This is a genomic window from Bradyrhizobium tropiciagri, from assembly GCF_018130505.1.
GTDB classification, from domain to species: domain Bacteria; phylum Pseudomonadota; class Alphaproteobacteria; order Rhizobiales; family Xanthobacteraceae; genus Bradyrhizobium; species Bradyrhizobium tropiciagri_B.
Window position 1 is genome coordinate 95,696 of sequence record NZ_JAFCKH010000002.1, and the last position, 18,941, is coordinate 114,636.

At 66.0% G+C, this 18,941-nt stretch carries 14 protein-coding genes; 7 read left to right on the forward strand and 7 right to left on the reverse strand.

Annotated features, from left to right (window positions below):
- The first annotated feature begins 155 nt into the window (after positions 1-155).
- Complete coding sequence (locus JQ633_RS04810; protein WP_211982998.1) at positions 156-1,169, forward strand: 1-aminocyclopropane-1-carboxylate deaminase; 1,014 nt, start codon at positions 156-158, stop codon at positions 1,167-1,169.
- Between the two features lie 198 nt (positions 1,170-1,367).
- Positions 1,368-1,577 (forward strand): hypothetical protein, encoded by a 210-nt coding sequence (locus JQ633_RS04815; protein WP_249158833.1) that lies wholly within the window; start codon positions 1,368-1,370, stop codon positions 1,575-1,577.
- 117 nt (positions 1,578-1,694) lie between these two features.
- Here JQ633_RS04815 and JQ633_RS04820 read toward each other — a convergent pair whose 3' ends face one another.
- Both JQ633_RS04820 and recQ read right to left on the reverse strand, forming a co-directional pair.
- Positions 1,695-3,443 carry a flavin-containing monooxygenase gene (locus JQ633_RS04820; protein ID WP_211983000.1) on the reverse strand — a complete coding sequence of 583 codons (1,749 nt, stop codon included), beginning with the start codon at positions 3,441-3,443 and terminating at the stop codon, positions 1,695-1,697.
- 329 nt (positions 3,444-3,772) lie between these two features.
- Positions 3,773-5,644 (reverse strand): DNA helicase RecQ, encoded by a 1,872-nt coding sequence (gene recQ / locus JQ633_RS04825; RefSeq protein WP_211983002.1) that lies wholly within the window; start codon positions 5,642-5,644, stop codon positions 3,773-3,775.
- A gap of 21 nt (positions 5,645-5,665) precedes the next feature.
- On the opposite strand from recQ, the gene JQ633_RS04830 reads away from it, so the two are divergent.
- The 3 genes from JQ633_RS04830 to JQ633_RS04840 are packed head-to-tail and all read left to right on the forward strand — an operon-like array spanning position 5,666 to position 9,821.
- Positions 5,666-7,087, forward strand: coding sequence for a cytochrome c (locus JQ633_RS04830; protein WP_349631520.1), 1,422 nt, complete (start codon positions 5,666-5,668; stop codon positions 7,085-7,087).
- Positions 7,084-7,575: a (2Fe-2S)-binding protein gene (locus JQ633_RS04835; RefSeq protein ID WP_211983004.1), complete on the forward strand. Its 492-nt coding sequence runs from the start codon at positions 7,084-7,086 to the stop codon at positions 7,573-7,575. The genes JQ633_RS04830 and JQ633_RS04835 overlap by 4 nt, the downstream gene beginning before the upstream one ends.
- Complete coding sequence (locus JQ633_RS04840) at positions 7,572-9,821, forward strand: xanthine dehydrogenase family protein molybdopterin-binding subunit (protein WP_211983006.1); 2,250 nt, start codon at positions 7,572-7,574, stop codon at positions 9,819-9,821. The genes JQ633_RS04835 and JQ633_RS04840 overlap by 4 nt, the downstream gene beginning before the upstream one ends.
- Positions 9,822-10,259: 438 nt before the next feature.
- Here JQ633_RS04840 and JQ633_RS04845 read toward each other — a convergent pair whose 3' ends face one another.
- A complete protein-coding gene (locus JQ633_RS04845) occupies positions 10,260-11,558 on the reverse strand; it encodes a DUF2235 domain-containing protein (protein ID WP_211983008.1) in 1,299 nt (432 codons plus the stop codon).
- 284 nt (positions 11,559-11,842) lie between these two features.
- Here JQ633_RS04845 and JQ633_RS04850 point away from each other — a divergent pair, with 284 nt between their 5' ends.
- Entirely contained in the window at positions 11,843-12,379 is a 537-nt protein-coding gene (locus tag JQ633_RS04850) for a hypothetical protein (RefSeq protein WP_211983010.1), read from the forward strand.
- Position 12,380: 1 nt separating this feature from the next.
- Here the strand turns inward: JQ633_RS04850 and JQ633_RS04855 are convergent, their stop codons facing one another.
- From JQ633_RS04855 to JQ633_RS04865, 3 genes are all read right to left on the reverse strand, one after another.
- A complete protein-coding gene (locus JQ633_RS04855; protein ID WP_211983012.1) occupies positions 12,381-13,763 on the reverse strand; it encodes a vWA domain-containing protein in 1,383 nt (460 codons plus the stop codon).
- Positions 13,764-13,770: 7 nt separating this feature from the next.
- Entirely contained in the window at positions 13,771-14,718 is a 948-nt protein-coding gene (locus tag JQ633_RS04860; protein WP_211983014.1) for an AAA family ATPase, read from the reverse strand.
- Between the two features lie 224 nt (positions 14,719-14,942).
- Positions 14,943-15,575 (reverse strand): HAD-IA family hydrolase, encoded by a 633-nt coding sequence (locus JQ633_RS04865; RefSeq protein WP_211983016.1) that lies wholly within the window; start codon positions 15,573-15,575, stop codon positions 14,943-14,945.
- Positions 15,576-15,684: 109 nt separating this feature from the next.
- On the opposite strand from JQ633_RS04865, the gene JQ633_RS04870 reads away from it, so the two are divergent.
- On the forward strand, positions 15,685-16,446 hold the full coding sequence (locus JQ633_RS04870) for a S1 family peptidase (RefSeq protein WP_211983018.1): 762 nt from the start codon (positions 15,685-15,687) through the stop codon (positions 16,444-16,446).
- 171 nt (positions 16,447-16,617) lie between these two features.
- Here JQ633_RS04870 and JQ633_RS04875 read toward each other — a convergent pair whose 3' ends face one another.
- Positions 16,618-18,840 (reverse strand): acetate--CoA ligase family protein, encoded by a 2,223-nt coding sequence (locus JQ633_RS04875; protein ID WP_211983020.1) that lies wholly within the window; start codon positions 18,838-18,840, stop codon positions 16,618-16,620.
- Positions 18,841-18,941: the final 101 nt, after the last annotated feature.

Consider the following 18,941-nt stretch of genomic DNA (forward strand, 5'->3'; position numbering starts at 1 on the left):
ATCTTTCATCAAATATGGATTTAGTGAGAGAAAGCATAGCACGTGAAGCGATCTGTGCAATTTCAGGGATACAGGCGCCGCGACTTAGAGAGCACCTTTCGCATCCGTAGTGGTAGCTATCGCGGCCGTTCCAAGCCATCAACGAGGATGCCAGCATGCTGGAAAAATTCGCGCGCTATCCGCTCACTTTCGGGCCGACCCCGATCGAGAAGCTCGATCGTCTGTCGAAGCATCTCGGCGGCAAGGTCGAGCTCTATGCCAAGCGCGAGGACTGCAATTCCGGCCTCGCCTATGGCGGCAACAAGCTGCGCAAGCTCGAATACATCATTCCCGATGCGATCGCTTCCAATGCCGACACGCTGGTCTCGATCGGCGGCGTGCAGTCGAACCACACCCGCATGGTCGCGGCGGTCGCGGCCAAGATCGGCATGAAGTGCCGCCTGGTGCAGGAGAGCTGGGTGCCGCACGAGGACGCCGTCTATGACCGCGTCGGCAACATCCTGTTGTCGCGGGTGATGGGCGCCGACGTGCGCCTGGTCGACGAGGGTTTCGACATCGGCATCCGCAGGAGCTGGGAGCAGGCGATCGAGGAGGTGAAGGCGGCGGGCGGCAAGCCCTATGCGATCCCGGCCGGCGCTTCCGTGCACAAGTTCGGCGGGCTCGGCTATGTCGGCTTCGCCGAGGAAGTCCGCGCGCAGGAGCGCCAGCTCGGCGTCAAGTTCGACTACGTCATCGTCTGCACGGTGACCGGCTCGACCCACGCCGGCATGCTGGTCGGCTTCGCCGCCGATGGCCGCGCGCGCAACGTGATCGGCATCGACGGCTCGTTCACGCCGGCGCAGACCAAGGCGCAGGTGCTCTCGATCGCGCAGAACACGGCGAAGCTGGTCGAGCTCGGCCGCGACATCGTCGCCGACGATGTCGTGCTGATCGAGGACTACGCCTATCCCGCTTACGGCGTACCGTCGGAGGAAACCAAGGAGGCGATCCGCCTCAGCGCGCGGCTCGAAGGCATGATCACCGATCCCGTCTATGAGGGGAAATCAATGCAGGGCATGATCGATCTGGTGCAGAAGGGATATTTCCCGGCCGGATCGAAGGTGCTCTACGCCCATCTCGGCGGCGCCCCGGCGCTCAACGGCTACGCCTACGCGTTCCGGAACGGGTGAGTTTGTTTTCGCTGCTTAGTGGCTTCGTAGCCCGGATGGAGCGAAGCGAAATCCGGGGCCGCGATAACCGCGGATGGACCTGCCCCGGATTGCGCTGCGCTCCATCCGGGCTACGCACTTCCCGGGCGGTGTAAGGTCGGTGTCAGCATCTCCCGCTATCCTGTTCGGCCGGTAAAGCGGGAGACCCGTCGCGTGCGGATGATGAACACGTTCGGCCGGGCCATCGGCACGCTGGGCGTCGGAGTCCTCGCGCTGGGGCACTGGCTCTGGATCTACGAGAGCTATCCAGCCCTGACCCGCGCCTGGCAGATGGGCGGCGCGGTCGAGCTCTATGCGGGCATCTTCCTGATCGGCGTCGGCGTCCACGCGCTCGCATTGGTCCTGATGCAGCGCTCCCGGGCAGCCTGACAGCTTCATGCCCTGGATGCGGTGAACGAGCAAGCCGCCGGCGTGAAGAAGCCGGCGAATTGAGGCTGGCGCTCTCTTCTCCCTCTCCGCGCAGGCGGGGAGAGGCGGCGGTGCGGCTCAGACCATCGGCACCCGCCGGGCTGCGACCGCGGCCGGCGAGATCACCTCGATGTCGAGCGGCACCTGCCAGCGTTCGGTGAAGCGCACCTGCGGCGGCGCGTTGCTGCTGCGTCCGCCTGCGAGCACGAAGCCGTCATAGCCCGAATTCATCACCTCATTGCATTTCTGCACATAGATCGGGAAACCGCCGATATAGGGCATGAACACGCGGGGCCGGCCCGGGATGTTGGCGCCGACATACCAGGAGCTGCAGGTCGAGCGCAGCGAGACCGTCGAGACGTCGTTGACGTGATGCACCCAGGCATCCTCGTCCTCGCGCACGGCCTCGATGGTGCCGGCGCCGACATCGCGCATGTGACCGAGGCAATCGGCCAGCCAGTCGACATGCTGCTCGATCGCCTGGATCATGCTCGCCAGCACCGAGGGGCTGCCCGGCCCGGTGATCATGAACAGGTTCGGAAAGCCTTCCGAGGCGAGTCCGAGATAGGCGCGCGGCCCGGCGCGCCATTTCTCGGCAAGCGTCTGTCCGCCGCGGCCGGTGATCGCGATCTTGTCGAACGAGCCGGTCATCGCCGCAAAGCCGGTCGCCGAGACGATCGCATCGAACTTATGTTCGGTGCCGGCGACCACGATGCCTTCAGGCGTGAAGCGCTCGATCGGCGTCGTCGAAACGTCGACCAGCTTCACATGCGGCAGATTGTAGGTCTCGAAATAATTGGTGTCGACGCAGAGCCGCTTGCAGCCGAACACGTTCTGCGGACACAAGAGATCAGCGGTTGCGGGATCCTTGACGATGCCGCGGATCTTGGCGCGCGCGAAATCGGCGATGGTGTCGTTGGCTTCCTTCTCGAACAGCAGGTCGCCGAACGCGCCGAGGAACGGCAGGCCGCCGCGCTCCCAGGCCTCCTCATACAGCCGCTCGCGCTCCTCTTCGCTCGCCTGCAAGGCGGGCTGCGCGTTGAAAAGGAAATAGAAGCCGGTCGGCCGCGCGCGCGCCTTGGCGCGCAGCTCCGGATAATGCGCCTTGGCCTCCTTCAGATATTCCGCCGACAGGTTCTCGTTCCAGGCCGGCACCGACCACGTCGCGGTGCGCTGGAACACGGTGAGCTCGGAGGCCTGCTGCGCGATGATCGGGATCGACTGGATCGCCGACGAGCCGGTGCCGATCACGCCGACCCGCAGGCCGGTGAAATCGACCCCCTCATGCGGCCATTCGCCGGTGTGATAGATCGGCCCGCGGAAATCGCCCATGCCGGGGAACGCCGGCCGGTTCGGCGCCGACAGGCAGCCGACCGCCATGATGCAGAATTTGGCCGTGACCTTGTCGCCGCGATCGGTCTCGATCAGCCAGGTGCCGGCGTCCTCGTCGAAGGTCGCGGCGGTGACGCGGGTGTCGAACACGATCTGGTTGCGCAAATCGAAGCGATCGGCGACGTGGTTGGCGTAGGCGAGAATTTCGGGCTGCGGAGAATATTTCTCCGACCAGCTCCAGTCCTGGTCGAGTTCCTCGGAGAACGAGAAGGAATATTGCAGGCTCTCGACGTCGCAGCGCGCGCCGGGATAGCGATTCCAGTACCATGTGCCGCCGACCCCGCCGCCGGCCTCATAGACCCGCGCGGTGAAGCCGAGGCCGCGCAGCCGGTGCAGCATGTACATGCCGGCGAACCCCGCGCCGACCACCACGGCATCGAATGTTCCCGTTTCCGCAGGGCGCGCAGTCGTGCGCGCGGTGCTCTCCTGAGCCATGTCCCGTCTCTTCCCTATGTTTTGTCTTTGCCGGAAAGATTAGGGCGAGGGCGGCGCGGCCCGCAAGCGTGTCTCTTGCCCCCTCGGGTATGGCTCCTATGCCGAGGGGCCGATCGCCACGGTATTCGGACGCCGCCTCACTCCAACCGCTCGATTTCCCGCAGCGAGCGAAACAACTTCATCCATAGCGACACCACCGCGGATGTCAGTCCCGTCATCCTGAGGAGCGCGTAGCGCGTCTCGAAGGATGCACGGCCGAGCTGGTGGCCGTCGACCCTTCGAGACGCCGCTTCGCGGCTCCTCAGGGTGACGGCGAGAAAGGGGCAGGCTCAGTCCTCGGTGCGCTTTACCAGGGCGATCAGCTCGTCACCGTAATGCTCGAGCTTCTTGTCGCCGATCCCGGCGATGTTGCGCAGCTCGTTCAGTGAGTCCGGCCGCATCGCGGCGATGCCGTCGATGGTGGAATCGTGCAGCACGACATAGGCCGGCACGCCGCGCTGCCGCGCCACGTCCGAACGCCAGGCGCGCAAGGCGGCGTGCAGCGCCGGGTTGGCGGCCGCCGCCTTGCCGCCCTCCGCAGGGGCGAGCTCGCCGCGGCGCGACTTGTCGCGGATCGGACGGTTGCGCGCGCCCTCGGCCTGCTCGCGCAGCATCACCTGTGTCTCGCCCTTCAGCACGCCGCGCGCGCTGTCGGTCAGCTTCAGTGCGCCGAAGGCGTCGCTGTCGGCGCGCAGATGGCCCATCGCCACCAGCTGGCGCAGTACCGCGCGCCATTGCTTCTCGTTGAGCTCGCGACCGATGCCGAACACCGAGAGCTGGTCGTGGTTGAACTGCTTGACGCGTTCGGTCAGCCGCCCCACCAGCACGTCGATCAGGTGCATCGCTCCGAACCGCTGCCCGGTGCGATAGACGCAGGACAACAGTTTTTGCGCGAGCACCTTGCCGTCGCGCACCTTCGGCGGCGTGAGGCAGTTGTCGCAATTGCCGCAGCTTTCCTCAGACTGAGTCTCGCCGAAATAGCCGAGCAGGCGCTGGCGCCGGCAATGCACCGTTTCGGCCAGCGCGACCAGCGCGTCGAGCTTGCCGATCGAGACGCGCTTGAAGGCGTCGGCGCCGGTCGATTCGTCGATCATGCGGCGCTGCTGCACGATGTCGGACAGGCCATAGGCCATCCACGCGCTCGACGGCTTGCCGTCACGGCCGGCACGGCCGGTCTCCTGGTAATAGGCCTCGACGCTCTTGGGCAGATCGAGATGCGCGACGAAGCGCACGTCCGGCTTGTCGATGCCCATGCCGAACGCGACGGTGGCGACGATCACGACGCCGTCCTCGTTGATGAAGCGGTCCTGGTTCCGGGCGCGCACGCCGGCATCGAGCCCGGCGTGATAGGGCAGCGCCGCAATGCCGGCCTCGTTCAGCGACGCCGCGACGTCCTCGACCTTGGCGCGCGACAGGCAATAGACCACGCCGGCGTCGCCGGCATGCCGGGTCTTGATGAAGGTCTTGAGCTGCGTCACCGCGTTCTGCTTGTCGACGATCTCGTAGCGGATGTTGGGCCGGTCGAAGCTGGCGACGAATTGCGGCGCGTCGGTGAGCTGCAGCCGCTCGGCGATCTCCTTGCGTGTCATCGCATCCGCGGTCGCGGTCAGCGCGATGCGCGGCACGTCGGGGAAGCGTTCGGCGAGCACGGTGAGGCCGATATATTCCGGGCGGAAGTCATGGCCCCATTGCGAGACGCAATGCGCCTCGTCGATCGCGAACAGTGCGATCTGCGCCTGGCCGAGCAGATTGAGGCAGCGTGGCGTCAACAACCGCTCCGGCGCGACATAGAGCAGATCGAGATCGCCTGACAGCAGCCGCCGTTCGACCTCGGAGGCCTCCTCGTAACTGAGCGTCGAGTTCAGCACGGCAGCGTTGACGCCGGCCTCGGTGAGGCCCGCGACCTGGTCGCGCATCAGAGCGATCAGCGGCGACACCACGATGCCGCAGCCGTCGCGCAGCAGGGCCGGCAGCTGGTAGCACAGCGACTTGCCGCCGCCGGTCGGCATCAGCACCAGGCAATTGCCGCCATCGGCGACGTGGCGGACGATCTTCTCCTGTGCGCCGCGAAAACCGGGCAGCCCGAACACGTGGTTGAGCACGGACAGCGCATCGCGAGGCGGAGGATTGGATGCGCGATCGAAGGCGGGCTGGGCGGTCATGATCCCTGAAGTCAACAGGCGGTGATCGAGCTCTTCTGGTCGAACGATACCGGAACTAGTCGTGTTAATACACGCTCCAACAACAAACTCAATTCGGGCATGGCGGGTCAGTTGCGGATCATCACAGGCATTGCCGCGGTCGTGCTGGTGGCCGGCGCGGCGGCGGGCTTTGCGGTCGCCTGGCGGCCGTCGATCGCGGCCATTTCGCCGCCGCAGCCCGATACGTTCGATCCCGCCATGGTCAAGCGCGGCCGCGATCTCGCCGCGATCGGCAATTGCAACACCTGCCACACCACGCAGGGCGGCGCGAATTATGCCGGCGGGCTGCCGGTTCCGACGCCGTTCGGCACCATTTTCTCGTCCAACATCACCCCGGATGCCGCGACCGGCATCGGCGGCTGGCCGGAAGCCGCGTTCGTCCGTGCGATGCGCTCGGGCGTCAGCCGCGACGGCCGGCAGCTCTACCCGACCTTCCCCTACGATCATTTCACCAACGTCTCCGAGGCGGACGACCGGGCGCTGTATGCGTTCCTGATGACGCGCCAGCCGGTCCAAGCGTCGCCGCCAGCGAATCAGCTGTCGTTTCCATTCAATTACCGGCCGCTGATCGCGGGCTGGAAGCTGCTCTATTTCCACGGCCGCGATGTTCCGTCGAACGAGGCCAAGGGCGCCGAGTGGAACCGCGGCGCCTATCTCGTCGAGGGGCTGGCGCATTGTGGCGCCTGCCACACGCCGCGCAATGCGCTCGGCGCCGAGCGCGTCAATGCGCAGTTCTCGGGCGGACAGGTCGACAATTGGCACGCCTACGCGCTGAACGACACGTCGCATGCGCCGGTGCGCTGGACTGCGGACGCGCTGTACGCCTATCTGCGCCATGGCTGGCAGGCCGATCACGGCACCGCGCGCGGGCCGATGGCGGAAGTGGTCGACAATCTGGCGTCGGTGCCGGACAACGACGTGCGCGCCATCGCCGCGTACATGGCCGACATCTCGGGCGCACCGGCCCCGGACGGCAAATCTGGCGCGGACGCCGTGGCGCAATCGTCCCCGGCTGATGCGGCGCAGGCCGCTCCCGCGGGCGCGGCGATCTATGCCGCGGCCTGTGCGTCCTGCCATGAGAGCGGCCGGCCGCTGCCCTATGGCGGCATCAATCTCGCGCGCAGCACGGCGGTGACGAGCCCCGATCCGCGCAACCTCATCAACATCGTGCTGGCGGGTGTCGGCGCGGTCGAGGGCGAGCGCGGCCCGATCATGCCGGGCTTTGCGGCCAGCATCGACGATACGCAGATGGTGGCATTGCTGAACTATCTGCGCGCCCGGTTCGGCAAGCGGCCGGCCTGGGACGATCTCGACAAGACCGTACGCGAGGCGCGCGCCGCGCAAGCGGTGTCGCTCGCGGCGCGAGACGTGCCGGCCGAATCAAGTCAGCGAGGCAAGCCATGATCACGTTGAAGGTCAACGGGCAGGATCACCAGGTCGATGCCGACCCGGACACGCCGCTGCTCTACGTGCTGCGCAACGATCTCGAACTCAACGCCGCCAAGTTCGGCTGCGGGCTCGGGCAATGCGGCTCCTGCACGGTGATCGTCGACGGCCAGGCGGTGCTGTCCTGCGTCACGCCGCTGCTGCTGCTCGAGGGCAAGCAGGTGACGACGCTGGAAGGGCTCGGCACTGTCGCGGCGCCGGCGCCGATCCAGCGCGCCTTCATGGAGGAGCAGGCGGCGCAGTGCGGCTACTGCATCGCCGGCATGATGATGCGGGCGCAGGCGCTGTTGATGCGCAATTCCAAGCCGACTGATGCGCAGATCCGCGCCGAGCTGGAGCCCAATCTCTGCCGCTGCGGCACCCATATGCGCATCCTGCGCGCCGTGCATCGCGCCGCGCGGCTGATGGACACGGCAGATGCGGCCGGCGACAGGAGCATCCGATGAACGGGCCCGTGATCCTCGATCGCCGCAGCGTATTGGCCGGCGGCGGCGCGCTGATCGTCAGCTTCTCGCTGCGCGGCGCCGTGGCCCAGGAGGCGAAGCCCCAAGAACTTAAGCCCCAGGGGCCGAAGCTGCCCGGCAGCCTCGCCACCTCGCCCTATCTCGATTCCTGGATCCGCATCGATGCCGACGGCCGCATCACCGCGTTCACCGGCAAGGCCGAGCTCGGCCAGGGTTTTCGGACTGCGTTCCAGCAGATCGCGGCTGAGCAGCTCGATGTGCCCTTCGACGCGATCAAGGTGATCACCGCCGACACCAAGCTCACGGCGAACGAGGGCTACACCTCCGGCAGCCACTCGATGCAGGACAGCGGCACCGCCATTCTGCATGCCGCGGCGCAGGTGCGCGCGCTGCTGATGGCGGAAGCGGCGCGGCGGTTCGAGCTGCCGGCCGAGAATTTGCGGTCGGAGAATGCGGCCGTCATCGCGCCGGACGGCCGGCGCCTGGGTTATGGCGAACTCGTCGCCGCCGATGTCCTGCATGTGCAGGCGCAGCCGACATCGCCGCTGAAGGACCCGCAATCCTTCAAGGTGATGGGCCAGCCAGTGCCGCGCGTCGATATCCCGGCAAAGGTCACCGGCGGCGCGGCCTATGTGCAGGACATGCGGCTGCCCGGCATGGTGCATGCGCGCGTGGTGCGGCCGCCGAGCTACGGCGCCGAGTTGATGGAATTCGACGCCGCCGCGGTCGAGAAGATGCCCGGTGTGATCCGCATCGTGCGTGACGGCAACTTTCTCGCCGTGGTGGCGGAGAAGGAGTTTTCGGCGGTCAAGGCCATGCATGCGCTCGCCGCCGCGGCGAAGTGGCGGGAGAGCGCAAAGCTGCCGAACCAGAATGATCTGCCGAACGTGCTGACCAGATTGCCGTCGCAGGATTTCGCGATCCTTTCGCGCAGCGATCCGTCCGTCACCGGGACGCGGCGGTTGGAGGCGACCTACACGCGGCCCTACCAGTCGCACGGCTCGATCGGGCCGTCCTGCGCGGTGGCGCAGTTCGCCGACGGCGCGATGACGGTGTGGACGCATACGCAAGGCGTCTATCCCGACCGGCAGGCGATTGCCGAGATGCTCGGCATGCCGCAGCCGAGCGTGCGCCTGATCCATGTCGAGGGCTCGGGCTGCTATGGCCACAACGGCGCCGACGATGCTGCGGCTGATGCTGCGCTGATCGCGCGGGCGCTGCCCGGCCGCCCGGTGCGGGTGCAGTGGATGCGCGAGCAGGAGCATGGCTGGGAGCCCTATGGCCCGGCGATGGTGACGAAGCTCAGCGCCGCACTCGACGAGGCCGGCAGGATCGCCGACTGGAATTTCGCGGTCTGGAGCAACACCCATTCGATGCGGCCCGGCGGCGCCGGCTCGCTGCTCGCGGCCCAGCACATCGCAAAGCCCTTCGCGGTGCCCGCACCGAAGCCGCTGCCGCTACCCGAAGGCGGCGGCGATCGCAACGCGATCCCGATCTACAATTTTCCGAACGCCCATGTGATGCATCACTTCATCCCGGCGATGCCGCTGCGGATCTCGGCGATGCGCGCGCTCGGTGCCTATCACAACGTGTTCTCGCTCGAGAGTTTCATGGACGAGCTGGCCGGTCTCGCCGGCGCCGATCCGGTCGAGTTCCGCCTGAAACATCTCGACGATCAGCGCGGCCGCGACGTGGTCGAAAAGGCCGCCCAGGAGTTCGGCTGGAGCCGCGACCGGAAGGCGGCACAGAATCGCGGTCAAAATCTCGGCTACGGTTTTGCGTTCGCGCGCTACAAGAACCTCGCCGCCTATTGCGCCATTGCCTCGGAGGTGGAGGTCGATCGCGAGACCGGCCGCGCCCGGCTGGTGCGCGCGGTGGCCGCGGTCGATGCTGGGCAGGTGGTCAATCCGGATGGCATTACCAACCAGATCGAGGGCGCGATCGTGCAGTCGACGAGCTGGACGCTGTATGAAAGCGTCGCGTTCGACGACACCAGGATCACCAGCATCGACTGGCAGACCTACCCGATCCTGCGCTTCAATTCCGTGCCCGACAGCATCAAGGTCCACATCATCAACCGCCCGGGCCAGCCGTTCCTCGGCAGCGGCGAGACCGGGCAAGGCCCGGCGGCGGCATCGGTGGCGAACGCGATCGCGCACGCGACCGGCAAGCGGCTGCGCAACCTGCCGCTCAGCCGCAAGCGGATCAAGGACGCGATCGACGCGTGAGAGGCAATAAACACTCGGTGTCGTCCCGGCGAAGGCCGGGACCCATAACCATAGGATCGTGTTGTTGAAGAAACCTGTGGCCCCAGCGTCGCGCAACCATGACCTTCGGTGGTATGGGTCCCGGCCTTCGCCGGGACGACGCCGAGTGGTTGCGCCGCTATTCAACCCATCATCTCTGAGAGAATGTGAGTGTATCGCTCGCGTGAGAGGCAATAAACATTCAGTGTCGTCCCGGCGAAGGCCGGGACCCATAACCACGGGATCGTGTTGTTGCAGAAACCTGTGGCCCCAGCGTCGCGCAACCCATGACCTTCGGTGGTTATGGGTCCCGGCCTTCGCCGGGACGACGCCGAGTTGGTGGCGCCGCTATTCAACCCGTCATCCCGAGGACCCCGCTGCAAGCGGGCGTCTCGAAGGATGCAGGCCACAGATCGGGCCTCATGGTTCGAGACGCACCGTGCTGTCATCGGGCCGCTCTGCGCGGACCGGTTCGCGCTCCTCACCATGAGGGACTAATTGCGCAGAAGCGGCGGGCGGAGCCGGGGGCGGCGTCAGTTCCTCGACCCTGTAGCTCTTCGGCAGGTTGATCGGACGGTAGGTCGCATCCTTGTCCATGCGTTCAAGCACCGAGCGGTGGATCAGCACGCCATCCGGAATCAGCCGCGGCTCGCCCATCGGCAGGTAGAAGCCGAGGAAGGTCTTTCGTTCGGGCCATTCCTTCCATTTGGCGCTCTTCGGAATCCATTCCAGGATGTTCCAGAAGCCCGTCAGCGAATTGTGCAACGGCGCGGTGACGCTCGGCGGCACATATTCGTATTTGTGCGGCGGCAGTGGCATGCCCCAGGCGAGATGATCGATCAGCGCCTGGTTCACATGCAGCCCGGCTTCCTTGGCCTGCTCGAGCATCCAGATCAGCGGGAATTTGGACGGCCCGCTCTGATCCTCCGGATAGCCGCCGCCGACGTCGGAATGCACGCCGGCAAACCAGACCTGGCGGATGTCCTGCTCCTTCTCGGTCGACGGGTCGAACGGATCGGCGCGGAATTTCTGCGGCTCGATCCAGCGGTTGAGGCGAAACATGCGCCTGCGCTCGTCGATCGAGATCGCCTGGCGGAAGCGCCTGACGCTCGGATTGGTGCGGGTGAACAGCAGGGTCTGCAGGTCGAACCAGAAATTATCCTGCCGCGGCACGATGATCGAGGCGACAGTGTCCCAGACGCCGACGAACTCGATATCGATGTTGCGGCCGCCGGCGATCTGGCTGAAGTGCCAGACTTCCTTGAGCGGGGCAAAGTCGAACGTCCCGTCGGAGGACTGCGCGTCCGCGCTCGCTTTCTTGTACGTCGAGAACGCGTAGCCGGCGAGGTCGAGCTGGTCGACCGGCAACAGCCCCATCGTGTGAATGAAAGCGGACAGCACGCGCACCGTGTAGGCGCCGCGGCTGAAGCCGAACATCCAGACCCGATCCCCCGGCTCCCACGCCCGGCACAGGAAAGCGTAGGCGTCCAGCGTGTCCTTGTCGAGGCCGGCGCCGAAGGCGAGGCCCCACAGGCCGCGAACCTCCTGCTTGAAACGTCCCCAGGTGTTCTGCAGGCCGATCGTGCCGAGGCCGGGATGATAATAGATGCGCTGCCGGTGATCCTTGTCGGCGACGCGAAACAGCTTCAGCACGTTGGAGATATTGGCGCCGATCTCGTTGCCGGTGCCGTCGCAGCAAATCACGATATCCTTCGGCATCCGTAGCCCTCGCGGTCGCCGGTTGAATCCTGGCCGGCATCGTACGGCAGAACGCAAGACGGATTCAATCTATAATTGAAGACGGTTGTATGTACGCGGGATGAATCGCCGGCGCGTGCAACGTGCGCGAATTCAATTGCAACACTGCGGAAAAGATGGGAATCTGTTAAATAATCATTGCTCTATCGCGTCGATATTTTTTCGTTTTCGGAGTTTTCGGCGGTGCGCGCGATTGATTGGCTCGCGGATTTCCGCGCTACATTCCCCGACAAGGGCGGGCCGGCATGAGCCACCAGGCCGTCGTCAGCGTCATCCTCGCCAGTCTCGTCGTGATCGCGTTCGGCCTGTTCTGGTGGGTCGGCAGATATTCCGACCGGATTTTTGCAAAGCGATTTCGCACCCGCTTTCCCGAGAAGACGCTCAGCTACACGGCCGAGCAGCTCGGCGAACTCGTCACGTCGGATCTGCGGATGAAGTACGTCTTCCCGATCCTGTTCCCGCTCGACCTGATCGTGATGCTGGCGCTGGCGGGCGCGATGGGCGCAGCCTCCTCGCACTGGCTGGCGCAAACCTATCCGTCGGCGGCGTGGCTCGGGCTGCTGGTGCCGGCGGTGTATCTGCTCAGCGACCTGATCGAGGATTGCCTGCTGGCCTGGCTGCTGGCGCACGGCGATCCGAACGCCGCGGCACGCTCGGTCTCGACGTTGAAGGCGATCACGACGATCAAGCTGGCCAGCATATCCGCGGCGATCGTGGTGACGGTGCTGTCGCTGCTCGTGTGGCTGTTGCGCAGTCCGCCACCCGTAGGCACCGCCGCCTAGCCTACTGATACGTCGCCACGATATCAGACACCGCGCGTTCGAGCTGCCTGGCGGTGGCGCATTGCCGCACCACGGTACAGAAGGTGGCATAGCGCGGCATCTCGGAATCGCCGAAGCCCCAGGTCATGCGGCCCTCGGGATTGAGCCAGACCAGCCGCTTCGAGCGCTCGCCGATGCGGCGCAGGATATCGGCACGCGGATCGAGGTTGTTGCTGCGGGCATCGCCGAGCACGATCACCGTGGTCTGCGGCGTGATGGTGTTCATCCACCCGTGCTCGAAATCGTCGAATGAATTGCCGTAGTCGGACGAGCCGAAGCCGACCTTGGCCATGATCTCCTTCATCGCCTCTTCCGGCGACTTCTTCTCGAGGATGTCGCTGACCTCGATCAGGTTGCCGGAGAAGGCGAACGAGCGGACGTCGTCGACCACCTCGTGCAGGCTGTGGATCAGCAGCAGGAAGAAATCCGAGACGCGGGCGACCGAGCCCGAGACGTCGCACAGCGCCACGATCTTCGGCCGGTCGCGATGCTTGCGCTTCCACGCGGTGAGGAAGGGCACGCCGCCCCAGGCCGCGTTACGGCGCAGCGTGCGGCGGACGTCGAGATGGCCGCGGCGTTGGCGCTTGCGCGGCTTCGAATAGCGCTCGCGCAGCCGGCGCGCGATCTGGCGAATCAGCGTGCGCATCTGCTCGACCTGGCGCGGCTCGATCCGCGCCAGCGGCGCGTTGCGCAAGATCTCGTTGCGCAGGTTCTCCGCCTCCTCGCGCCCATAGAGCAGCAGCGCCTGCGAGACGGCGTCGCGGACGGTGCCGCGCAGGCCGGTGAGCGCCTCCTGCAGCCGCTCGGCCAGCGCCGGATTGTTCGCGGTCGCATCGTCGATGTCGTCGCGCAGCCGCTGGATGCCCATCGCATCGAGGATGCGGGTCTGGAAAATGCCGCGCTGGGTGAAGTAGCGGATGTCCGACAGCGACGCTGCGCCCGAGGCGTTGGCGATCGCGGTCGAGATCGCGGTGCGGTCCTGCGAAAGCAGCATCTGCGCCAGCGGCCCGACATTCTCGCTCTCGGCGCCGCCGCCGCTGGTATCGCCATGCGCATCGGCTTCCGGATTGCCGCCGGACTCGCTCTGCTCGTCCGTTTTGTCCTGCTCTTGTGTCTCCTGCTGCTGCGGCTCGGGCTGGCTGAAGAACAGGTCGAAGCAATCGCCGAGCGCGCGCTTCTCGTCCTGAGTCTTGGCCAGCGTCAGCAGAAACGTGTCGCGCAAGACGGCGCGGTCGGCAAAGCCGACCTGGGCGACGGCGCGCATCGCATCGATGCTTTCGGCGGGCGAGACCCGCACCCCGGCTCCCCGCGCCGCACGAAAGAAGCGATGCAGGTTCTCGCGCATGGGTGGCCTAGCTGAACACGCCGTGCCGCGACGCCTTGGCGATGAAGGCGGAGATCTGCGGCGTCGCGGCCTCGATGTCGGCCTCGTATTTCAAGAGCACGTTGAGCGTGTCCTTGACGATCTCGTGGTCGAGCTCGTTCGCCTGCAGCAGCACCAGCACGCGCGCCCAGTCGATGGCTTCGCTCACCGACGGCAGCTTCTTTAAGTCGAGCGAGCGGATCTCGTGGATGAAGCCGACCATCTGCCGGCGCAGCGTCTGCGAGATGCCGGGCACCCGGCTCTCGACGATGCGCTCTTCGAGGCGCTGCTCGGGGAAGCCGATGTGCAGATGCAGGCAGCGGCGCTTCAGCGCGTCGCCGAGGTCGCGCTCGCTGTTCGAGGTCAGGATCACGGTCGGCGGCGCCACTGCCGCCACCGTGCCGAGCTCGGGAATCGTGACCTGGAAATCGGAGAGAATCTCCAGCAGCAGCGATTCGAACTCGGCGTCCGACTTGTCGATCTCGTCGATCAGCAGCACGCAGCCATTCGGCTGCTCCAGTGCCTGCAGCAGCGGGCGCGGCTCGACGAATTCCTTGGAGAAAAACACGTCGCCGAAGGCGTGGAGCTGATCGAGCGCGGCACCGAGCGTCTGTGCGCCGCCGAGCACCTCGCCGAGCTTGTCCTTCAGGATCTGGGTGTAGAGCAGCTGTTTTGCATACTTCCACTCGTACAGCGCCTTGGCCTCGTCGAGGCCCTCGTAGCACTGCAGGCGGATCATCTTCATGCCGCGCCACGCGGCGATCGCCTTTGCGAGCTCGGTCTTGCCGACGCCGGCAGGGCCCTCGACCAGGATCGGCTTGTCGATCTGCTGCGACAGATAGACCGCGGTCGCGATCTGCCGGCTCGCAATATAGCCTTGCGCGGCGAGGCCGCTTTCCACGGCCTCGATCGAGGCGGTGGGCCTGGTGTCAGCCACGAGGATCAGCTCCGGATTTGCCTAATTCGAACCTGTTCTGCGCCCGTTGCGGGCAAAGCACAAGGCTCGTTTGGCCCGCAATGCCATGGAGTTAGGGCATGGTTCGGCGGGAATTTCCGCCGAGCGGAAGCGCGTAGCCCGGATGGAGCGAAGCGCAATCCGGGACAGACCATCCGCGGAGGGACTTCCCCGGATTACGCTACGCTTCATCCGGGCTACGAGACCTACCTCAACGCGAGACCGGTCGCGGCCTCGAGCTCGCCGATCGCCTGCGCGGCGTTCAGCACCTTGATCGTGGTCATGCCCATCTCGCGCGCCGGCTTCAGATTGACGCCGAGGTCGTCGAGATAGATGCAATGCTTCGGGTTCACCCCGAGCGTCTCCACCATCATCGTGTAGATGCGCGGATCGGGCTTGCGCAGGCCGATCTTGGCCGACTCGATCACGTGATCGAACAGCGCCATCACCTCGGCGACATAGAGCGTGCGTCCGCTGCGGCTGCCGATCGCGTTGGCCGGCAGATTGTTGGTGATGCAGCCGGTCTTGAATTTTGCCTTGATGCGCTTCAGCGCTTCCACCATCTCGGGGCGCAGATCGCCCGACAGCAGCGGCAGCACGTCCTTGCCGCGCACCTCGGCGCCGAGCGCCTTCGATTCCGCGGCGAACAGCTCGTCGAACGCGTCGATATCGATCTCGGCGCGCTCGAACTTGGCCCAGGCGTTTTCGAGATGATTGGCCGCATTGGTGCGGCGGATGATGTCGGCCGGAATGCCGCGCTCGGTCTCGTAGCGTGCAAACGCCTCGAACGGCGAGGTGGTCAAGACGCCGCCGAAATCCCAGATCACTGCCTCGATCATGCTGTCCTGCCCGATGTCGTTGTCAAGGAGCGGCTAACATGAATTGCCTGATCGGGCCAGCCCATCCGGTGGCTTGGCGATCCCTGCGCCACGGGCTATTGCTGCGCCGATGAAATGCCCTCAGCTCATCCTCGCGGCGATGCTGGCGCTGGTGTCCGCGCCGGCCTTCGCCATCGTCGGCGGCGGCGCTCCGGCGACCGAAGGCGTGGCGCGCGCGGTCGTCACCATCGTCGGCTCGCGCGGCAATTTCTGCACCGGCGCGCTGATCTCGCCGAAGGTGGTGCTTACAGCGGCGCATTGCGTGCCTTCAGGCGCCGACTACAAGATCGTCGAATATGGCGCGGACCGGCAGCCCAAGCTGCAGGACGTCAAGGCGGTCGCGATCCATCCGGCGTTCAAGATGCAGGCGATGGCCAATCATGTCGCGACCGCCGATGTCGCGCTGCTGCAGCTCGCGGCGCCGCTCGCGGGCAAGGCGCCGGCGGCGCTCGGCATGCCCACCATCCCGATCCTGGTCGGCGGCCGCTTCACGATCGCCGGCGTCGGCGTCACCGTGCGCGGCGACGGCAAAAGCGGCGGCACCATCCGTGTCGTCAGCCTGATCACCACCGGCAAGCCCGGCACGCTGCAGATCCGCCTGGTCGACCCGGTCGGGCAGGGCGTGCGCGACGGGCTCGGTGCCTGCACCGGCGATTCCGGCGCGCCTGTGTTCGAGGACAAGCAGGGCGGGCCGGCGATCGTCGGCGTGGTGAGTTGGTCCACAGGGCCGAACGGCGCCGCCGGCTGCGGCGGCATGACCGGCGTCACCCCGCTGACGCTTTACCGCGACTGGGTGATGCAGACCGCGCGGCAGTGGGGCGCGAGTTTTTAGCGCGCGGTACGTCTCGAGTCGATCACACGCTCTGGCTCCGTCATCCTGAGGTGCGAGCGGAGCGAGCCTCGAAGGATGAATCGGCCACAGTGGGGCCGTGCATCTTTCGAGGCTCGCCGAAGAGGCTCGCACCTCAGGATGACGGAGCAAAGAGCGAGCGCATGCGGCGCGCTAGTGCCCCGCCGCCTTGTTCGCCGCGGCGTTATTCAGCACGATCAGGCCGTCGACGGCGACGCCGAGCTTGCTGTTGATCAGGAACGGGTTGACGTCGATCGAGGCGATGCGGCCATTGGCGTCGGCCATCAAATTGGAGAGGCCGACCAGCGCCTTCACCGCCGATGGCTCGTGCAGCGCGGGCTTGCCGCGGTAGCCCTTCAGCTTGACGCCGGCCTTGGTCTTGGCGATCAACTCTTTCGCCTCGGCGGCATCGAGCGGCGCGCCGGCGAGCGCGACGTCCTTCATGAGCTCAATGTCCACGCCGCCGGTGCCGAACAGCACCACGGGACCCATCTCGGCATCGAGCGAGGCGCCGACCACGAGCTCGAGATCGGCCTTGACCTGCTGCGCGATCAAAATGCCTTCGAGCTTCGGCTTGCCCTTCAGCTTCTTCACCCGTGCGGTGATGTCGTTGAAGGCCTGCTTCACCTCGGCCGCATTGCCGAGGTTCAGCACCACACCGCCGATGTCCGATTTGTGCAGGATGTCCGGGCTGACCACCTTGGCGACCACCGGGAAGCCGATTGCTTTCGCGATCTTCACCGCATCAGTCGCGGTCTGCGCCACCTCTTCCTTCGAGATCGGAATGCCGTAGGCCTTGAGCAGCTGCTTGGAGGCGACCTCATCGAGCGCGGCGGCGCCGTTGGCGGCCTTCAGCGTCCTCTCCAGCACGGCGCGGGCGGAGGCCTTCGAGCTCGACACGATGTCGGGCACCTCCTTGCGCAAGCCGGCATATTCGATCAGCGACTTGATCGCGCCAACGGCGCGGTCGAGGCCCTGCATCACGGCAATATTCGGCAGGCTCTTGCGCAGTCCCTTGGTGAACTCCGTAAAGCCGATCGACATCGCGCTGATATAGATCACCGGCTTGTTGGCCTGGCCGGCCATGTCGTTGACGATGCGCAGGTTGCGCTCGCGCAATTCGTGCGGCGCCTTCGGCAGCTCGGCATCGATGATGACGATGTCTGTATCAGGATCGTCGATCATGATCTTGATCGACTTCATGTAGACGGAGGGATCGACCACCGCGGCGAAACCGGCGTCGAGCGGGTTGCCGACGATGCTGCCGGGCCCGAGCATCTGCGCCAACTGCCCCGAGGCATTCGCGCTCAGCGGCGCGAAGTTCAAGCCGGCGGAATAGAACGCGTCGATCAGGAGGCCGCGCTTGCCGCCGGACAGCGACACCGCGGCGAGCCGGTTGCCCTTCGGCGGATCGGCGTGGACGAAGCATTCGGTGGTCTCGATCAGCTCGTCCAGCCCGCGGACGCGGATCACGCCCTCGCGGGTCGAGATCGCATCGAACGTCTCGATCGAGCCGGCCAGCGCGCCGGTATGCGCCATCGCCGCGGCGCGGCCGCCTTCGGAAGCGCCGAGCTTGAGCGCGATCACCGGCTTGCCGGCGGCGCGTGCGGCCTTGCAGGCCTCGCGGAACACCTTGGTGTTCCTGACGCCTTCGAGATAGACCACGATGACGCGGATGCTCGGATCGGCGGCGAAATAGCTCATCAAATCGGGCGTCTCGAGCCCGGATTCGTTGCCGGTCGTGACCATGTAGCCGACGCCGACGCCGCGATCCTCCAGCGCCTGGCGGATCGCCATCACGATCGCGCCGGATTGCCCGGCGATCGCCACCGCGCCCTGCTCCATGGTGACGATGCGGTCGTCGATATTGGTGAACAGATTCTCGCCGGCGCTCAAATTGCCGAGGCAGTTCGGGCCGGTGACAGCGAGCCCGGTCTCCTTGATCGCCTGCTTCAGCTCGACTGCGAGCCGCTGGCTCTCCTCGTCCTGCAATTCGCTGAAGCCCGAGGTGACGATGGTCGCCGAGCGCGCGCCGGCGGCGGCCGCGTCACGCACCACCTGCACCGCGAAGCGCGCCGGCACCAGCACCAGCACGTGGTCGGGCTTCTCCGGCAGGCTTGCGAAATCCTTGTAGCAGGTGACGCCCCAGATCATTTCGCGCTTGGAATTGATCGGAAACAGGCCGCCGGCATATCGGTACTTGATCAGGTTGTTCCAGATCCGCTCGGCATAGTTGCCGGGCTTGTCGGTGGCGCCGACCAGCACGATGTTGCGCGGGTGCAGCATCGCATGAATGCTCTTGACGATGTCGCTGGCATCGTCCGAAGGCGCCCATCTGACGGTCGGATGGGACGCGGTGCTTGCGAGAGCTTCCATGGAGCCTGCCCTTACCTTGTTGTTTTCCCTGGCCATGTCGTCCGGCCGCACGGTCGTTTGCCGCGGGCGGAGTTTTCATTGTTTTTATGGCCGAGGGAAGA

What these genes read in the sequence shown, in the direction of transcription:
- JQ633_RS04810 (WP_211982998.1), top strand. Translation starts at nt 156, where the DNA reads ATGCTGGAAAAATTCGCGCGCTATCCGCTCACTTTCGGGCCGACCCCG.
- JQ633_RS04815 (WP_249158833.1), top strand. Translation starts at nt 1,368, where the DNA reads ATGATGAACACGTTCGGCCGGGCCATCGGCACGCTGGGCGTCGGAGTC.
- JQ633_RS04820 (WP_211983000.1), bottom strand. Translation starts at nt 3,443, where the DNA reads ATGGCTCAGGAGAGCACCGCGCGCACGACTGCGCGCCCTGCGGAAACG.
- recQ (WP_211983002.1), bottom strand. Translation starts at nt 5,644, where the DNA reads ATGACCGCCCAGCCCGCCTTCGATCGCGCATCCAATCCTCCGCCTCGC.
- JQ633_RS04835 (WP_211983004.1), top strand. Translation starts at nt 7,084, where the DNA reads ATGATCACGTTGAAGGTCAACGGGCAGGATCACCAGGTCGATGCCGAC.
- JQ633_RS04840 (WP_211983006.1), top strand. Translation starts at nt 7,572, where the DNA reads ATGAACGGGCCCGTGATCCTCGATCGCCGCAGCGTATTGGCCGGCGGC.
- JQ633_RS04845 (WP_211983008.1), bottom strand. Translation starts at nt 11,558, where the DNA reads ATGCCGAAGGATATCGTGATTTGCTGCGACGGCACCGGCAACGAGATC.
- JQ633_RS04850 (WP_211983010.1), top strand. Translation starts at nt 11,843, where the DNA reads ATGAGCCACCAGGCCGTCGTCAGCGTCATCCTCGCCAGTCTCGTCGTG.
- JQ633_RS04855 (WP_211983012.1), bottom strand. Translation starts at nt 13,763, where the DNA reads ATGCGCGAGAACCTGCATCGCTTCTTTCGTGCGGCGCGGGGAGCCGGG.
- JQ633_RS04865 (WP_211983016.1), bottom strand. Translation starts at nt 15,575, where the DNA reads ATGATCGAGGCAGTGATCTGGGATTTCGGCGGCGTCTTGACCACCTCG.
- JQ633_RS04870 (WP_211983018.1), top strand. Translation starts at nt 15,685, where the DNA reads ATGAAATGCCCTCAGCTCATCCTCGCGGCGATGCTGGCGCTGGTGTCC.
- JQ633_RS04875 (WP_211983020.1), bottom strand. Translation starts at nt 18,840, where the DNA reads ATGGAAGCTCTCGCAAGCACCGCGTCCCATCCGACCGTCAGATGGGCG.